Source organism: Gottfriedia sp. NPDC057991 (genome assembly GCF_042886615.1).
Lineage (GTDB): Bacteria > Bacillota > Bacilli > Bacillales > Bacillaceae_G > Gottfriedia.
This window is the reverse complement of the sequence record NZ_JBHVQN010000004.1, coordinates 78,628-95,746: the sequence shown is the minus strand read 5'-3', so window position 1 is coordinate 95,746 and position 17,119 is coordinate 78,628. Positions and strand designations below refer to the sequence as shown.

Genomic DNA, 17,119 nt, shown 5'->3' with positions numbered 1-17,119 from the left:
ATAGACCTACCATAAAGTTTTTTAAAATCATATAAGCTAATATATTAAAAACAAAAAAAGTGAAAACATTGTTCAATCAATGATTTCACTTTTTTGTCTATTATTTATCAAGAGTTGTATCCGTTAATAGTTTTAATACTGATCGTGCCATTAGTTTTACACCAATTTTTATTGCATCTTCGTCGACCATAAATTTTGGGTGATGCCATCCATACGTTCTATCTTTTTCTTTATTTCCAGAGCCTAACCATATATAAGAACCAGGGACTTTTTGTTGATAGAATGAAAAATCTTCTCCGCCCATTGTCGATTCTGCAGTCACAACATTTTCTACTCCGACTGTTGAGATTGCTGCTTCACGTACTACTGATGTAACCTTCGAATGGTTAAATACTGGTGGCAGTAATACTTGATAATCTATCTCTACTTCTCCTCCAAGTGAATGTACAAGGTTTTGAACTAGTGTTTGAAAGTTTTCTTGAATTTGCTTTCGAATTGTTTCATTTGAAGTTCGAACTGTGCCTTTTAAAACTGCAAATTCAGGGATTACATTATTTGTATTCCCTGACTGAAACGATCCAACAGTTATGACAGCAGATTCTTTTGGAGAAATTGTTCTGCTAACTAGAGTTTGTAGTAGGTTGACAACTGCGCTGCCAATCACAATCGGATCGATTGCTTTTTCAGGAAGTGCTGCATGTCCGCCTTTCCCTTTAATCGTAATTGCAAAATCATCAACACTTGCCATTAGGAAGCCTTCTTTAATTCCAATCGTACCTACTGGGAGATCCGGCATATTGTGAAGTCCGATAATTGCTTTTACATCGTTAAGTAAGCCTTCAGCGATCATTTGCTCAGCGCCACCTTCTGATTCCTCAGCAGGTTGAAAGATCAATCGAACTGTACCAGGAATCAGGTGTTTCAACTCCTGTAAAATAAATCCAACTCCGAGTGTAATAGTAGTATGAACATCATGTCCACACATATGAGCGATTCCATCAACAACTGAACGAAATGGTAAATCAGATTCTTCTTGAATTGGAAGTGCGTCAATATCAGCTCGGAGTGCAACAATCGGCCCTGCATTGCCACTTATCTCGGCCGCAGTTCCTGTTTGACTATTCAACTGTATTTTTTTGATAGTAGCTTTTTCTAATTCTTGATTGATAAAAGTCGTTGTTTGAAATTCTTGATTACTTAATTCCGGATACATATGCAAATGTCTACGGATCTCTATTAGTCCCGTAGAATATTGATCTGCTAATTCATCTATTTGTGTTTCTAAATGCTTCATCTTAGATTCTCCTTATAGTTATAAAGATTTTTTGTTTGATTATGTAAAGAATTGTATAATTATTCTGTTCCTCATTCAATACTTTTTTACTAGTTACTAATTTGTTTAAGATAATTATGCCTATTTTATCAAAGTTATGAAAGGATTTTTAGAAATTATCTTATACCGATTTTTTATTAAGTATTATTTTTATGGGAGAGGATGGAATGAGTAATAATTCACTATGGAGACATTTATTATTTTAGATTTGAAATGTATCAGGGGGGATGTGTTACGTCTAAATAAGTCTATAAAAATCACTTTCTATTCACAGATTACTTATAAACATTAAAGATTACTTTTTAAAAAATTCTAAATAAACTTTCATTCTTTTCTTTTACAAAAATGAAATTCTGTTTTAAGGTATTAGTAATAAAAATATGAAGGAGTGAATGAATTGAGATATGCGGTTGGATTAATGTCGGGTACATCTTTAGATGGAATCGATGCAGCTTTAGTAGAAATCACTGGATGTGGACCAGAGACAGAAGTAAGATTGATTGATTTTATGACAGTTCCTCTTGAGGAAGGTTTATTAAAAGAAATTCAAGATGCGATTACACTTGTTTCTTCAAACGCTCAGCATTTATGTAGTTTAAACTTTAAGCTTGGCTATGCTTTTGCAGATGCAGTAAAGGAAATTTGTAGTAAAAACGAATTTTCATTAGATCAACTTGAGTTTATTGGTTCGCATGGTCAAACGATATATCACCAGCCTGAAGCTCATGGGAATTTCATTCAATCTACATTGCAGTTAGGAGAGCCAGCGGTTATTGCATATGAAACAAACACGAAAGTTGTTTCTAATTTTCGAGTGATGGATATGGCAGCTGGTGGGTATGGAGCGCCTTTAGTTCCACATTCTGAGTTATTACTTTATAAAAGTAAGACTAAAACTCGTTTATTACAAAATATTGGTGGGATCGGTAATGTTACGATCATTCCAAGGAATTCTACAATCGATGATTTGGTAGCCTTTGATACAGGTCCAGGTAATATGATGATAGATGAAATTTGTAAGCGCTATTTTAACGTTCCATATGATGCTAATGGTGATTTGGCTGCTAAAGGTAATGTAAATGAGAGATTACTAGAAAGATGCATGAGTATTCCTTATATTTTAGCACTTATACCTAAAACAACAGGAAGAGAGTTATTTGGTACACAGTTTGTTGATGAAATTTTGGAAGAGTTTTGTGATATTTCACCGATTGATTTAGTGACTACAATGACGATGTTTACTGCAAAATCGATCGCTGAAAATTATAAAAAGTTTATTTTACCAGACCATCCAATTGATGAAGTAATTGTAGGTGGCGGAGGTAGTCATAATAAAACGCTATTACGCATGCTTCAAGAATTATTAGGTGTGGATTCGAAAGTATTAGTTCAAGAAGATATTGGTTTTTCTTCGGACGCAAAAGAAGCAATTGCCTTTGCGATTTTAGCAAATGAAACTTTAAACGGTTTACCAAGTAATGTACCTGGAGCAACAAAGGCAAATCGTTTAGTTGTTTTAGGAAATATTACACCAATACCATACTAGGAGGATTAATCGTGAAAAAATTAGGAATTTCAATTTATCCAGAGCATTCAACTGTTGAAAAAGATAAGGCTTATATTAAATTAGCTCATCAATATGGTTTTAAACGAATCTTTACTTGTTTATTATCGGTTAATGGTGACAAGGAACAGATTTTAAAAGAGTTTAAAGAAATAATTGATTATGCAAATAGTTTAGAGATGGAAGTAATTGTTGATATTGCTCCTCGAGTATTTGGCACATTAAATATTTCTTATAATGACTTATCATTTTTTGCTGACTTAGGAGCTTATGGAATAAGACTTGATATGGGATTTACTGGGAATGAAGAGTCCATTATGACTTATAATCCATATGGGTTAAAAATTGAGATTAACATGAGTAATGCTACGAAATATCTAGAAAATATATTAGCCTATAAGCCAAATCAATCTAATTTAATCGGATCTCATAATTTTTATCCTCATCGTTATGCAGGTTTGAGCTATTCACATTTTGTAAAATGTAGTGAGGAGTTTAAAAAGCATGGTATTCGTACAGCAGCATTTATTAATTCACAAGCTGCAACATACGGACCGTGGCCTGTTTCAGAAGGTCTCTGTACGTTAGAGATGCACCGTAATTTATCTGTCGTAACTCAAGCGAAACATTTATTTTATTCAGATTTAATTGATGATGTTATTATCGCAAATGCTTATGCATCTGAAGAAGAGTTCAAACAACTTGCGGAGCTAAATCAGAACGGTAAAGACTTATTTACACTAAATATTGACTTGCATGATTCAATTACAGATTTAGAGAAAAAGATTGTTTTAGATGAGTTTCATTTTTACCGCGGGGACGTATCAGATTACTTAATTCGTTCAACGCAATCTCGCGTTAAATATAGAGATGAAGAGTTTAAACCTACTTATACTCCACCTATTCGTAGAGGAGATATTTTAATAGAAAATGAATTATATGGACAGTATAAAGGTGAATTACAAATAGCACTGCAGGATATGGAGAATTCTGGGAAAACGAATGTAGTTGGACGTATTGCGGATGAAGAAATCTTCCTACTAGATTTCTTACATCCTTGGAGTAAATTTCAGTTTAAGGAAAATTAAATGATCATTATTTAAGAAGATGTGAAATTTTTTTTACATCTTTTTGAAATTTTATTTCACTTTTTTTCAGAAAATATTGAAATTTTTTTTTGGTAAGAATATAATAACTTCATAGAAAACGTTTTCAGTATTTTATGTATTTAGTATTTTTGGAATTTTAATATGTCTAGATCTAGGAGGAAGAAAAATGAAAGTACTATTTGTATGTGCAGGTGGAATGTCTAGTGCAATCGTTGTAAATGCATTAAGAAAAGAAGCAGAAAAAAACGGTATTCAAATGGAAGTACAAGCAGTGGGAACTCAAGAGTTTGGTGAAGAAGTTAAAAATGGTTGGGACGTTGCGATGGTAGCACCACAAGTTCGTCACCGTTTTGAAAGCTTTAAAGCAGAGGCAGATGCAGCAAATGTTCCATGTGAAGTAATACCGCCTATGGCTTACACACCGCTTGGTGGACCAAAGCTATTAACAATGGTACAAGAGATTACTAAAAAATAATTTTAGTAGTTATCAAAAATGAAAAAGGGGGAGAATTATGAACGGTTTTATTAATTTTATGGAAAATAATCTTTCTGGCCCAATGGCAAAGATTTCTGAGCAAAAACATTTACGTTCAATTCGTGATGGAGTTATTTCTGCACTACCTTTTATTATTATTGGTTCTTTATTCTTAATTATTGCTTTTCCTCCATTACCGGAAAAGTGGGCGATCTCACTTTGGGCAAAAAAGCATGTTTTTGAAATTTTAATTCCATATCGTTTAACAATGTATATTATGTCGCTATATATTGCTTACGGTATAGGATATAACTTATCGAAAAACTACAAGATGGATCCTTTATCAGGTGCTCAATTATCGGCTGCTGCGTTCTTATTAACTTTAACACCTCAATTAGTTGATAAAGTTGGAATGGTATTACCGATGGGCAATATGGGTGGTCATGGATTATTCGTGGCAATGTGTACATCAATCTTTTCTGTAGAGTCTTTGAGATTCTTTAAAGAGAAGAAAATTACAATTAAAATGCCAGATTCGGTTCCACCATCAGTGGCACGTTCTTTTGAATCATTAATTCCGGTTGCTTTTGTTGTTCTCGTATTAACTTTAGTAACTGTTGTATTTAAAATTGATTTACATAGTTTAGTTGATAAAGCAATCTCTCCTTTAGTTAGTGCTGGAGACAGTCTTGGAGGAGTATTAGTACCAGTATTCTTTATTACGTTTTTCTGGATTTTTGGTATTCATGGAGATTCAATTGTTGGTACTGTGGCAAGACCACTTTGGGAGGTATATTTAGCAAAAAATGCTGAAGCTGTTGCAGCTGGACATGCTATTCCTCACGTAGCACCTGAAACATTCTTCCAGTGGTTTATTTGGATTGGCGGCTCTGGAGCAACGATTGGACTAGTATTAGCAATGTTATTTTTCTCAAAATCACAATATACAAAAGCTGTAGGTAGATCAGCAATTATTCCTGGTATCTTTAATATTAATGAACCAGTAATTTTCGGTGCACCAATCGTATTAAATCCAATTTTAATTATTCCATTTGTATTAACACCATTTATTACAGCAACATTATCATATTTTGCTACAGTTGCAGGGTTTGTAAGGCCAACGTATATCATGGTTCCTTGGACATTACCTGCACCAATTGGGGCATATTTATCTACTGGTGGAGACTGGAGAGCGATTGTGCTAGTATTCATTAACATCGCAATTTCATTCTTTGTGTATCTACCATTCTTTAAAGTTTATGATAATAAGCTTGCACAAGAAGAGAATGTAACGACCTTAACAGAAAAAACTAGTCTTACATTATAAATGAGAGAAGGTTGGACTGTTAATAAAACAGTTCGACCTTTCTTTATTCCAAAATTAAGGGTGATCAGTTTGAAAGAATCTAGTTGGTTTATAAAGTTTAATTATAAAAGTGCAATTATATTTTTCTCCTTCGTAATAATCATCAATTTAATACTTTGTCCTCTATTTCAACAAATAGGATTTGCCTATCAGACATCATTATTTATTGCAAATAGTATTGCTTGTAGTATCGGTTTACCCTTTGTCGTTTTAAAGCTTGAGGGGAAATACAAGAATAGAAGACAAGCACTAAAATTCATTTTAATTTCTACTGCTGTTTGCACAGTAATGAGTTATTTTCTGTTATTCCCACTATAAAAGAATACTATTTTCAGTTCATAAACTATTTTGAGGTGAGACAATTATGAGTAAAGAAGGAATTAAAATCGTAACAATAGGCGGCGGCTCTAGTTATACGCCAGAATTAGTAGAAGGCTTTATTAAAAGATATAACGAGTTACCTGTAAGTGAGTTATGGTTGGTAGATATAGAAGCAGGCAAGGAAAAGTTAGAGATTGTTGGTAATTTAGCTAAACGAATGGTAAAAGAAGCAGGAGTTCCAATGGAGATTCATTTAACGTTAGACCGAAAGTTAGCGCTAAAGGATGCTGATTTTGTAACGACTCAAATGCGAGTAGGTTTACTAGAGGCACGAATTAAAGATGAACGTATCCCTTTACAATTCGGTATGATTGGTCAAGAAACGAACGGTGCAGGTGGTCTTTTTAAAGGTTTAAGAACAATACCTGTATTACTTGAAATTGCTGAAGAAATGCAGCAACTATGCCCTGATGCATGGCTGATTAACTTCACAAATCCTGCTGGAATGGTTACAGAAGCATTACTTCGATATAGTAAACATAAAAAAGTGATTGGAGTTTGTAATGTACCAATTAATATGACAATGACGATTGCTAAATTATTAGAAGTGGATTTAAGTCGTGTACATATTGATTTTGCTGGATTAAACCATATGGTTTATGGACTTCATGTTTATGTTGATGGAAAAGAAGTGACTGAACATGTATTAGAATTATTAGCGAATCCGGAAATACAAATGACAATGAAAAATATCGCACCATTACCGTGGCAAAAAGAATTTCTTATGTCATTAGGTGTACTTCCTTGTCCATACCATCGTTACTATTACAAAACGAAACATATATTAGATGAAGAATTAGAATCTTTTAAAGCAGGCACTACTCGAGCAGAGGTCGTTAAGAAGTTGGAAGATGATTTATTTGAATTATATAAAGATGAGAATTTAGCTATTAAGCCGCCTCAGCTTGAAAAAAGAGGTGGAGCTTATTACAGTGATGCCGCTTGTAGTTTAATTACATCTATATATAACGATAAAAAAGATATCCAAGTATTAAACGTTCAAAATAATGGTTCAATACAAGGGATTCCGAATGAATCAGCTGTAGAAGTAAATTGTATCGTTACAAAGCAAGGACCAATTCCGATATCAGTCGGTGAATTACCACCTCAAATAAATGGATTAGTTCAGCAGATTAAATCATTTGAACGAGTTGGAGCTGAGGCGGCTGTTACTGGATCCTATGAGAAGGCATTATTGGCACTAACAATTAATCCATTAGTTCCAAGTGATGAAGTTGCAAAGGATGTACTAGATGCACTTTTAGATGCTCATAAAGAATACTTACCATTATTTTATAAAGAAGAATTGGTAATTCAATAAGGCTAAATAAAAAAACAATACTTAAGGAGTATGAATATAATGATGACTAACGAACAAGAAATTTTTGAAATTATATCACACGGTGGGAATGCAAGATCACTAGCTTACGAGGCATTAGAGGCTGCAGAAAAAAATGATTTTGAAACAGCAGATCGCTTAATTGAAGAATCTCACCAAGAAATTGGTTATGCACATAAAACACAAACGACTTTAATACAAGCTGAATTAAATGGTCAGCCATGTGAAAAGTCTCTATTAATGATTCATGCTCAAGATCATTTAATGACTGCAATGAGTGAACAAAAGCTAATAGAGCATATCATTCGTTTACATAAAAAATTAGCCGAGAAATAAAACGATTCATATCGTAATAGAATAGATGAAAGATGGTAGGGGGCAGTTTTAGTGAAATATGTTATAGGTCTTGATGGTGGAGGAACTAAGTCAGAGGCTATCGCTTATAATTTAGATGGTGAAATTATTAGTCAAGGTTATTCTGGTTTTAGTAATTTACTAATCAATGAAGAAGATGGAATTAATCACATTATAGAAGCAATTGAAAATTGCTTGAGCCCTTTATCAAAAGAGAATTGCCTGTTCTTATTTTTAGGAATTGCTGGAATTGGTGGTGTGAAAGATCGGGGTCCTTTAGAAAAGGCACTAAATGATGCTTTTCGTATCCCTTTTAAAATTGTTAATGATGCACAAATTGCACACGCAGCATTACTAAATGGACAAAGTGGTGTATTAACAATCGCTGGTACGGGTTCAATTTGTATCGGAATGCATAAAGAACGGACTGTTACGGCAGGGGGATGGGGTCATCTTCTAGGGGATGAAGGAAGCGGATATTGGATTTGCATGGAAATCTTTAAAAAGATTACACAGGAATTTGATGAAGGTATTCCTTTAAGTTATTTATCTTTGAAAATGCTGGAAAAATTGCAGTTAAAAGAAGCTGAAGAACTTAAAAAATATATTTATCACAATACAAAAACCGAGATTGCTTCACATGTTCCATTTTTAGTTGAAATGGCCAGTATGGGTGATTTAATGGCCTTATCAGTTCTAGAAAGAGCTGGTCAACTTCTTGGGAAAACGACGATCCAAGCCATAAAAAAGTTAAATCTTCGAGAAGAGCCACGAGTTGCAATAAAAGGAAGTATTCTAAGTCGAATACCAGTCGTTCAGAAAACGTTTATTCAAACAATTCATGAGCATTATCCAACAGTAACGTTTTACACAGACGAAATCTCTTCGACCTTTGGAGGATATCTATTAGCTATGAAAGAAGTAAATTCACGTAAGGAATAATTAAGTGCGGTAATAACAGGAGAGCAGGAAGTACAAAAGAGTAAAAATCCTGCCTAATGATTGAGGTGTAATTGTGTTAGAGAACTTAACAACCGAAATTAGAAACAAGCGTACGAGTAACTTAGATCAACTAAGCGTCGATGAGTTTTTAAATATAATGAACGAAGAGGACCAAAAGGTGGCTCTAGCAGTTAGAGAACAAATTCCGATCATTTCAAAGGTAGTTCAACTAGTTGTTGAAGCATTTCAAAACGGAGGACGTTTAATTTATACAGGGGCTGGTACAAGCGGACGAATTGGTCTGCTAGATGCGGTTGAATGCCCGCCTACATTTGGAACGAATCCTAGTGAAGTCATTGGATTAATTGCAGGCGGAGAAAGAGCCTTTATTAAAGCTGTTGAAGGTGCCGAAGATAGCGAAGAACTAGGTAAGGAAGACTTATTACGAATATCCCTTACAAAAAATGATATCGTGATCGGTATTGCAGCATCAGGTCGAACGCCTTATGTAATAGGTGCTTTAAAGTATGCAAACAAGATTGGAGCAAAAACTGTAGCGGTAGCATGTAATAAAGGATCAAAAATTGGAGAGGTTGCCTTCCAAAAAATTGAAGTAGATAATGGGCCAGAAGTGTTAACAGGCTCTACCCGACTAAAAGCTGGGACATCTCAAAAGTTAATTTGTAATATGATTTCGACGGCTTCAATGATTGGAATTGGAAAAGTTTATAAAAATCTAATGGTAGACCTGCAATTAACGAATAGTAAACTAGTTGATCGAGCGAAAAGGATAATTGTTGAAGCCACTGGCTGTGATTATGAAACGGCAAGTAATTACTTACAAAAAGCAAATAATCAAACGAAAGTAGCAATCGTTATGATTTTAACGGGAATGAATTATGATGAAGCATTGATCAGTTTGAATCAAGCTAGGGGTTTTATTAGCAAAGTAGTAAAAAATTAATTAAAGGGCGACAACTAGTCATTTTTACACTAGATGTCGCCTTTCTATTTCATATAAAAATATGATTCAGCTTTTCTATTTTATACTTTATAATTTGGTTGTAATCATATTGCGAAAACGATTAAAAAAGTTAAAAAATGCCGGTTGAAGATTTTTAACATTTATCATTTTATACAAATGAAGAGAGAGTTGAGTAGATTAAATGAATGCACTAAATGGCGGTTTAATCATGTTAAAGGAAATGCTATATAAACTTCCACCTTCTGAGAGAAGGGCGGCTAAATATATAATTGAAAATCCGGAAAAATCAATTCAATATACAGTTTTTGAACTTGCAGAAAAAAGTCAAACCAGTAATTCTGCAATTATAAGATTATGTCGTTCATTAGGCCTTAAAGGATTTCAAGAGCTTAAGCTACGAATTGCAGGTGATATCATCACGACAACAGAGGTAGGGTCAAGAGATATCAATTTAGGAGAATCAACTGCTTCCATCATTAAAAAGATGACGAACAACAATATTCAAGCAATTAAAGATACTAGCGATATTATTAATGTGAGTGATTTGGAAGAAGCGGTACAAGCTTTAACAAAAGCTAGAAATATCTATTTCTTTGGAGTAGGTGGCTCAATGGTAGTTGCCTTAGATGCACAGCAAAAGTTCTTGCGTATAAAAAAATATACATCTGCATTTACTGATTTGCATTTGTTAGCTGTCCAAATAGCGAACCATGAGGAGAATGATGTCTTAGTAGGAATTTCATTTTCTGGAGAAACGCTAGAGGTTCAAAAAGCTGTTCAAATTGCCAAGGAAAACGGCGTTAATACTATTAGTATCACGGGCTTTGGTTCAAACTCTGTATCAAATTTAGCGGACATTAAATTATTCAATTCTCCACATCGGGAAGCAACTTTTCGAAGTGGAGCAACGTCATCAAGGATGGCTCAACTACATGTCATCGATATTTTGTTTATGGCTGTCGCAACACAAGAGTACGATCAAACAATTCAGTATATCGATCAAACAAGAACAGCTATTTTTTCTTTAAAAAAGTAAAAGTAAGGTTCAAGGCTAAAACAGGGAATAGGCAATTTATATAAAAGCACAAGGGAATCTAAGTTCTTTGTGCTTTTTATTTTTAAGAGAGTTATTATGATGTGCAGTTGGGTGCTCAAAAAAATGAAAGGGTAAGTTGGTAGAATATGGTTAACATCAAAAATACAAAGGAGGATTAGAAAGCTTTTTGGGAAGGCAGAAAAAACGATCATGCTAATGTGATTGGTGTGGTCCATTTTAAGGGAGGTAACATCAGAAACGCAGCAAGTTGTTAGTTACAATCAGAACAAGTATCCATACTACTATAGCCTTGATACAAAGAGTAGTAAATTACTTTGGCCTGAGCACTGTTTGGTGGTCATAAAATTTTATTAGTATAATGCAAAATTTTTATTGCACATAGCTAATTATTAAAGGATACTAATATGGGGTTCACTATAATGAACGGAAAAAGAGGGGAAAGAACATTATGATGAAAAAGGGAATTTTATCTTTAGCAACTTTAGGTTTATTAGCTTCACCATTATCTTTCACAACTGCTCATGCAGAAGGAAACAACTATGAGTTATTAAAGAAAAGTAGCAAGAGTCATGTGGAAAAATTGCTTCCGACAGGGGCAAAGGAGTTTCATACATTTAATGATTTTGATTTAAAATCACAACTTACTCGCTTTACTAATAAATCATCTATAAAACTATCAAATTATACTACTCTAGATGATGAGATTCAAGAACTGGACGAACAAGAAGTAAATGATGACTTTGATGTAGCAAATGATTTACCAATTGGTGCAATTATGTACGGCCAATCGCTTCCTAGGTATGATGAAGACTTTTTTAAAATCGTTGTACCTACCGATGGGAAAATTACGTTAGGTGGAACTTCTTTTGGTTCAGAAAATCTTATTTTAGCAATGGGTATTTATCAAAAAGATTTTGTTGAAGATAATAACTTAGTTTATTTAGGTTACGATTATGATGAAGAAACTGATCTTGAACAGCAATACTATCAAGCTAAGGCTGGTACATACTATGTAGTTGCATGGGATGATGATAATGATGAATACGATGATAATACCGAAGATGATGATTATGGAGTCTATACATTATTCAATGTTGCACCAAGTAAACCTACTGTAAATAAAGTTGATAATAATGATCCAGTCGTTACTGGTAAGGCCGAAGCCGGTTCTACTGTAACAGTAAAAAACGGTAGTACGGTATTAGGAACTCCTACAAAAGCAACATCTAATGGAACTTATTCAATTAAGATTCCTGTTCAAAAAGCTGGAGTAACTTTAAGTGTTTATGCTAAAGACTATGTTGGGAATACGAGTGTTGCCGGGACAACAAAAGTTGTTGATGTTATTGCACCTTCTAAACCTACTGTAAATAAAGTTGATAATAATGATCTAGTCGTTACTGGAAAGGCTGAAGCCAATTCTACTGTAACAGTTAAAAACGGTAGTACGGTATTAGGAACTCCTACAAAAGCAACATCTACTGGAACTTATTCGGTTAAGATTCCTGTTCAAAAAGCCGGAGTAACTTTAAGTGTTTATGCTAAAGACGCAGCTGGGAATACGAGTGTTGCTGGAACAACAAAAGTTGTAGACGTAATTGCGCCTTTAAAACCAACTGTTAACAGAGTTGATAATAACGATGTAGTTGTAACAGGTAAAGCGGAAGCTGGTTCTACTGTTGCGGTTAAAAGAGGGACAACAACACTAGCGACTGTAAAGGCTACAACTACTGGAACGTATTCAGCGAAAATCGCTGTTCAAGTAGCTGGTACTAAATTAACAGTAACAGCTAAAGATGCTGCAGGAAATACAAGTGTGGCAACTACTGTAACTGTCGTTGATGTAATTCCTCCAGGTAAACCAACAATTAATAAAGTAGACGACAATGATTTAAAAGTAACTGGAAAAGCTGAAAAAGGTTCAATTGTGACGGTTAAAAAAGGTTCTACGGTATTAGGATCTGCAACAACTAACACTAGTGGAGTTTATTCAGTTAGTATCAAAGCACAGAAAAAAGGAACAGTCATTTCTGTAACTGCAAAAGATAAAGCAGGAAATACTAGTGCCGCTGCAACATACACAGTTGTAAGACATTAATATTTACATGGGAGCCAAGGATTTATTCCTTGGCCTTTTTATTGTATAAAATATGACACATAGAAGGGCAGTAAAAAACACAAGGATTAAAGTTCCTTGTGTTTTTTAGAATTAATTTGCTTTATATTCAGCGGCTTTTAAAAGTAAATCAACTATGTGTACTACTTCCACATGTTCTGATTGATTCTCTCGATCTACACCTAGCTTCATTTGTAATAAGCATCCAGGATTAGCAGTTACAATTGTAGTAGCTTGTGTTTTTGTTGCTTGCTTCATCTTGTAATCTAGTATTTGCATCGACATTTCGGATTCGACGATATTATATATACCAGCTGAGCCGCAGCAACGATCTGCATCTTTCATTTCGTGGTAGTATACATTTTGAATTGACTTCAATAATGTTCTTGGAGCAGAAGCGGTTTTCATAACATTTCTTAAATGGCATGAATCCTGATACGTGATAATTTGTTCTGGTAAACTTAATTTTACTTTATTATGAAACTCAACTTCTACTAGAATTTCTGATATATCTTTTAGTTTATTTTTAAACGAAAGAGCTCGATCTTTCCAAATTGGATCGTCTTTAAGAAGATGATCATAGTCAATTAGGAAACCACCACAGCCACCTGCATTAGTAATTATATAATCTACTCCGAGATTTTCGAAGGCTTCGATGTTTTTCTTTGCCATATCTTTCGCAATCGACTTTTCACCACTATGACCATGTAATGCACCACAGCATGCCTGGTCTTTTGGAATGACAATTTCACAACCAGCTAATTGTAAAAGCTTCATCGTTGCATTATTTGTTTCTAAGAACATTGTATCCATTAAACATCCAGAGAAAAAAGCAACCTTTTTTACTTTTTCTTTTAATGGTGGCAAATAGTCAGGGCGTGACTTCATTTGTTTCATAGTTGGGACCTTTGGTAAAACCTTTTCCATTGCAGATAAATTGTTAGGGATTAGCTTCATAATTCCAGCTTTTCTTGCAACGACTTGAAGGCCTGTTCGTTGATATAAACCTAATAGACCAACTGCAAGTCTCATACGTTTTTGATGCGGGAAAAGTTCTTTAAATACAACTTTACGAACAGCTCGTGCAGGAAGTGAATGTTTTTTGTGCTGAGCAATAATATCTCTAGCTTCTTCTAGTAAATGACCGTATTTCACACCAGAAGGGCAAACAGGCTCACATGCACGACATCCAAGACAAAGCTCAAGTGTACGTTCCACATCTTCATCTGGTTCAATTAATCCGTCCGTTACTGCTTTCATTAAAGCGATGCGTCCACGTGGTGAGTGTGATTCTTTTTGACCAGATTCAATATAAGTTGGACAGCTCGGTAAACAAAAACCACATCGCATACAGTTTAAAAGCTCGTCTTCGTTCATACGCTCTTTAAATTGTTGTCCGATAGCTTGTTGTTCTTGAAGTGTTGTCATTTTGACACCACCATTCTTTTACGACTGTCTTTTGCAAAGACCTTACCTGGGTTCATAATATGATTCGGATCTAAAGCTGATTTGACAGCGAGCATTGCGTTAATGCCTTCTTTACCAAGCTTTAATTCAAGGTAAGGGGCTTTTACGATTCCAACACCGTGTTCACCTGTAATCGTGCCACCTAGTTCAATTGCTTTTTCAAATATCTCTGCAAATGCCATTTCTACGCGTTCCATTTCTTCGTGATCACGAGCATCGGTAGGACAAGTAGGGTGTAGATTTCCATCGCCCGCATGACCGAATGTACAAATTTTTACATTATGTTTTTCAGCAATCACATTAATTGCAGAGACCATTTCAGCAATTTTAGAACGAGGGACAGTTGCATCCTCTAAAATTGTTGTTGGTCTTAATTGTGCAAGTGCTGAAAGAGCAGAGCGTCTAGCCGTACGTAATGCTACTGCTTCTTCTTCAGACTTAGCTACACTAACTGAAATACATTTTTCTTGCTGACAAATTGATTTTATTAATTCGATATCTCTGTCTACAACTTCCTTAGGACCATCTTGCTCAATTAATAAAACGGCTTTTACATCGGTCGGTAGCCCAATCTGCGCAAAGTTTTCAACTACTTCTAGAGTAGGTTGATCCATAAATTCAAGGGAAGTAGGAATAATTTTATTAGCGATAATTTTAGAAACCGTTTTGGCAGCATCTTCCATGCTATCATATAATGCAAGCATTGTTTTTTTCGTTTCTGGCATCGGAATAAGCTTTAATGTAGCCTCGGTAATAATACCTAAAGTTCCTTCAGAACCAACAAATAAACGAGTAAAATCATATCCAGCAACATCTTTTGCTAGCTTTCCACCAGTTCGAATGATGTCTCCGTTTGCTAATACGATTTCAAGAGCAATGACATAATCACGTGTTACACCATATTTTAATCCACGTAAGCCACCTGAATTTTCATTAATATTTCCACCTATTGTAGAAATTTTCATTGAGCTTGGATCTGGCGGATAAAATAAACCTTTTTCTTCAATTGTATTGATCATATCCAGAGTCACTACACCAGGCTGAACTGTAATTGTTAAGTTTTCTTCATCTATCTCAAGAATATTGTTTAAGTGTTTAAATAAGATAACGATACCACCATCAGTTGGACAAGTACCACCGCATAAATTCGTTCCAGAGCCTCTAGGCACAATCGGAATATGGTGTTCGTTACAGATTTTAACAATTTCGGATACTTCTTTAGTAGAACGAGGACTAATGACTGCATCCGGAAGAGCTTGCAAATTCGGTGTAGCGTCATAAGAATATACGAGTCTCTCTACTTTTGAATCATCATAATTTTCTTTTCCAACAATTGCTATAAAACTTTGTGCAATGTCATTTGTAATCATAAATAAATTCCCCCCATTATCTTATTTCAAGTATAAAGAGTTAATAGATGAATTTACTATAGAAGAACATACAGAAAAAACACCATTTATCGGTGTTTTTTTGTAGAATCATCTAGTAGGTATGTTCCGATATACAATTTAACTAAATCTTGGATATCTTTCGGATTCAATTTCGTTAATTCAGTAATTTTACCTAGGCGATATAGAAGTGTGTTTATATGAATATGTAAGGATTGTGCGGTGTTTTTAAGAGATTGATTTTGATTTATATATTCTTTAATTGTAATAAATAAATCCTCTTCACTTAATATTGGTGCAATTGTCCGTTCTATAAATGTTTTCTTAATCTCTTGTGAAAGTTCCTGCAGAATTAAATCAATTGTTAAATCTTCATCAAAAATAATTGAACTTGTTTTTAATGCAACTTTTAATGCCCGAGCCGCTTGATGATATGATTTATGTAATTGTTTTGGAGTGATTTGTTGCCCAACGCCTGCAGCAATGGGTGAGTTTAATCGACTTTTTATAATCTCATATAGATCATGTATTCTTTGTAGTTTATGAATATCTTTATTCGTATCGTCAACTTTCATCAAAAATACAATTCGATTATTGCCCCAACGAACAAATACGTCATCTTTATTTCGGTTCGCTAAATCAATTATTAGTTGTCTTGTATCGATTGGGATCATATTGGTATTTTCCCATTCAAAAATAATAACCTGCCTAATATAATTTAAATCAATATTTAGCATGGTAGAACGTTCATAAAAATAATCATCCCACTCTATATCTTGAATCCAATCAAATACAAATGCTTCTAATGTTCTTTGTTGCAAATCAATTTGATCTGTATAATAGTTTTCTCTAATTAATAATTCTGTCATCCTACGAAGCATTTCACCAAAAGGGGAAATTTGCTCGGGATTTCCTGTAATTCCAATTACTCCGACTATTTCATTTTGAAAATAAATAGGAAGATTAATGCCAGCCTTTACACCATTTAAACGATTTTCATCATCAGATGTGATCGTAAACGTTTTTCTTTCATTAATTGCAATTAATGAGCCTTCATGAAATGTACCAGTTCGTGCCGGGTCTGTACTTGCTATAATGATGCCATCTGTATTAATAATAATGATATCCTCTTGTATTAACTTTCTAACTTCATTAATGATCTTTAATGCCAACTCATCAAGTACCATGTCAAACTCCTATCACAATTGTTACTATTAGTATAATGTAAAATGACTCATTTCTA

At 34.2% G+C, this 17,119-nt stretch carries 14 protein-coding genes; 10 read left to right on the top strand and 4 right to left on the bottom strand.

The window, feature by feature from the left end; translation table 11 throughout:
* Positions 1 to 100: 100 nt before the first annotated feature.
* Positions 101 to 1,294, bottom strand: coding sequence for a M20 metallopeptidase family protein (locus ACFVR2_RS14905; RefSeq protein ID WP_387362987.1), 1,194 nt, complete (start codon positions 1,292 to 1,294; stop codon positions 101 to 103).
* Between the two features lie 436 nt (positions 1,295 to 1,730).
* On the opposite strand from ACFVR2_RS14905, the gene anmK reads away from it, so the two are divergent.
* From anmK to ACFVR2_RS14855, 10 genes are all read left to right on the top strand, one after another.
* On the top strand, positions 1,731 to 2,879 hold the full coding sequence (anmK, locus tag ACFVR2_RS14900) for an anhydro-N-acetylmuramic acid kinase AnmK (RefSeq protein WP_387362984.1): 1,149 nt from the start codon (positions 1,731 to 1,733) through the stop codon (positions 2,877 to 2,879).
* Between the two features lie 11 nt (positions 2,880 to 2,890).
* Positions 2,891 to 3,985 carry a DUF871 domain-containing protein gene (locus ACFVR2_RS14895; protein WP_387362981.1) on the top strand — a complete coding sequence of 365 codons (1,095 nt, stop codon included), beginning with the start codon at positions 2,891 to 2,893 and terminating at the stop codon, positions 3,983 to 3,985.
* 187 nt (positions 3,986 to 4,172) lie between these two features.
* Positions 4,173 to 4,481 (top strand): PTS sugar transporter subunit IIB, encoded by a 309-nt coding sequence (locus ACFVR2_RS14890; protein WP_387362978.1) that lies wholly within the window; start codon positions 4,173 to 4,175, stop codon positions 4,479 to 4,481.
* Positions 4,482 to 4,518: 37 nt separating this feature from the next.
* On the top strand, positions 4,519 to 5,808 hold the full coding sequence (locus tag ACFVR2_RS14885; protein WP_387362975.1) for a PTS sugar transporter subunit IIC: 1,290 nt from the start codon (positions 4,519 to 4,521) through the stop codon (positions 5,806 to 5,808).
* Positions 5,809 to 6,211: 403 nt separating this feature from the next.
* Positions 6,212 to 7,549 carry a 6-phospho-beta-glucosidase gene (locus ACFVR2_RS14880; protein ID WP_387362972.1) on the top strand — a complete coding sequence of 446 codons (1,338 nt, stop codon included), beginning with the start codon at positions 6,212 to 6,214 and terminating at the stop codon, positions 7,547 to 7,549.
* A 42-nt stretch (positions 7,550 to 7,591) separates the two neighbouring features.
* The gene (locus tag ACFVR2_RS14875) at positions 7,592 to 7,903 is read left to right on the top strand and encodes a PTS lactose/cellobiose transporter subunit IIA (protein WP_387363860.1); all 312 of its coding nucleotides are present in this window, start codon (positions 7,592 to 7,594) and stop codon (positions 7,901 to 7,903) included.
* Between the two features lie 51 nt (positions 7,904 to 7,954).
* Complete coding sequence (locus ACFVR2_RS14870; protein ID WP_387362969.1) at positions 7,955 to 8,863, top strand: N-acetylglucosamine kinase; 909 nt, start codon at positions 7,955 to 7,957, stop codon at positions 8,861 to 8,863.
* Positions 8,864 to 8,936: 73 nt separating this feature from the next.
* Positions 8,937 to 9,827: an N-acetylmuramic acid 6-phosphate etherase gene (gene murQ, locus ACFVR2_RS14865; RefSeq protein WP_387362966.1), complete on the top strand. Its 891-nt coding sequence runs from the start codon at positions 8,937 to 8,939 to the stop codon at positions 9,825 to 9,827.
* 202 nt (positions 9,828 to 10,029) lie between these two features.
* Positions 10,030 to 10,884: a MurR/RpiR family transcriptional regulator gene (locus ACFVR2_RS14860; RefSeq protein WP_387362963.1), complete on the top strand. Its 855-nt coding sequence runs from the start codon at positions 10,030 to 10,032 to the stop codon at positions 10,882 to 10,884.
* Between the two features lie 469 nt (positions 10,885 to 11,353).
* Positions 11,354 to 13,003, top strand: coding sequence for an Ig-like domain-containing protein (locus ACFVR2_RS14855; RefSeq protein WP_387362960.1), 1,650 nt, complete (start codon positions 11,354 to 11,356; stop codon positions 13,001 to 13,003).
* 111 nt (positions 13,004 to 13,114) lie between these two features.
* On the opposite strand, the gene ACFVR2_RS14850 is transcribed toward ACFVR2_RS14855, so the two are convergent.
* From ACFVR2_RS14850 to ACFVR2_RS14840, 3 genes are all read right to left on the bottom strand, one after another.
* A complete protein-coding gene (locus ACFVR2_RS14850; protein ID WP_335410490.1) occupies positions 13,115 to 14,449 on the bottom strand; it encodes a (Fe-S)-binding protein in 1,335 nt (444 codons plus the stop codon).
* Positions 14,446 to 15,858, bottom strand: a complete 1,413-nt coding sequence (gene glcD / locus ACFVR2_RS14845; RefSeq protein WP_387362956.1) for a glycolate oxidase subunit GlcD — start codon at positions 15,856 to 15,858, stop codon at positions 14,446 to 14,448. The genes ACFVR2_RS14850 and glcD overlap by 4 nt, the downstream gene beginning before the upstream one ends.
* Before the next feature lie 86 nt (positions 15,859 to 15,944).
* The gene (locus tag ACFVR2_RS14840; protein ID WP_387362953.1) at positions 15,945 to 17,063 is read right to left on the bottom strand and encodes a CdaR family transcriptional regulator; all 1,119 of its coding nucleotides are present in this window, start codon (positions 17,061 to 17,063) and stop codon (positions 15,945 to 15,947) included.
* Positions 17,064 to 17,119: the final 56 nt, after the last annotated feature.

Excerpts from the sequence above, each read along its gene's own strand:
- ACFVR2_RS14905 (WP_387362987.1), bottom strand. The coding sequence starts at position 1,294 with ATGAAGCATTTAGAAACACAAATAGATGAATTAGCAGATCAATATTCT.
- ACFVR2_RS14890 (WP_387362978.1), top strand. The coding sequence starts at position 4,173 with ATGAAAGTACTATTTGTATGTGCAGGTGGAATGTCTAGTGCAATCGTT.
- ACFVR2_RS14885 (WP_387362975.1), top strand. The coding sequence starts at position 4,519 with ATGAACGGTTTTATTAATTTTATGGAAAATAATCTTTCTGGCCCAATG.
- ACFVR2_RS14880 (WP_387362972.1), top strand. The coding sequence starts at position 6,212 with ATGAGTAAAGAAGGAATTAAAATCGTAACAATAGGCGGCGGCTCTAGT.
- ACFVR2_RS14875 (WP_387363860.1), top strand. The coding sequence starts at position 7,592 with ATGACTAACGAACAAGAAATTTTTGAAATTATATCACACGGTGGGAAT.
- ACFVR2_RS14860 (WP_387362963.1), top strand. The coding sequence starts at position 10,030 with ATGAATGCACTAAATGGCGGTTTAATCATGTTAAAGGAAATGCTATAT.
- ACFVR2_RS14855 (WP_387362960.1), top strand. The coding sequence starts at position 11,354 with ATGATGAAAAAGGGAATTTTATCTTTAGCAACTTTAGGTTTATTAGCT.
- ACFVR2_RS14850 (WP_335410490.1), bottom strand. The coding sequence starts at position 14,449 with ATGACAACACTTCAAGAACAACAAGCTATCGGACAACAATTTAAAGAG.
- glcD (WP_387362956.1), bottom strand. The coding sequence starts at position 15,858 with ATGATTACAAATGACATTGCACAAAGTTTTATAGCAATTGTTGGAAAA.
- ACFVR2_RS14840 (WP_387362953.1), bottom strand. The coding sequence starts at position 17,063 with ATGGTACTTGATGAGTTGGCATTAAAGATCATTAATGAAGTTAGAAAG.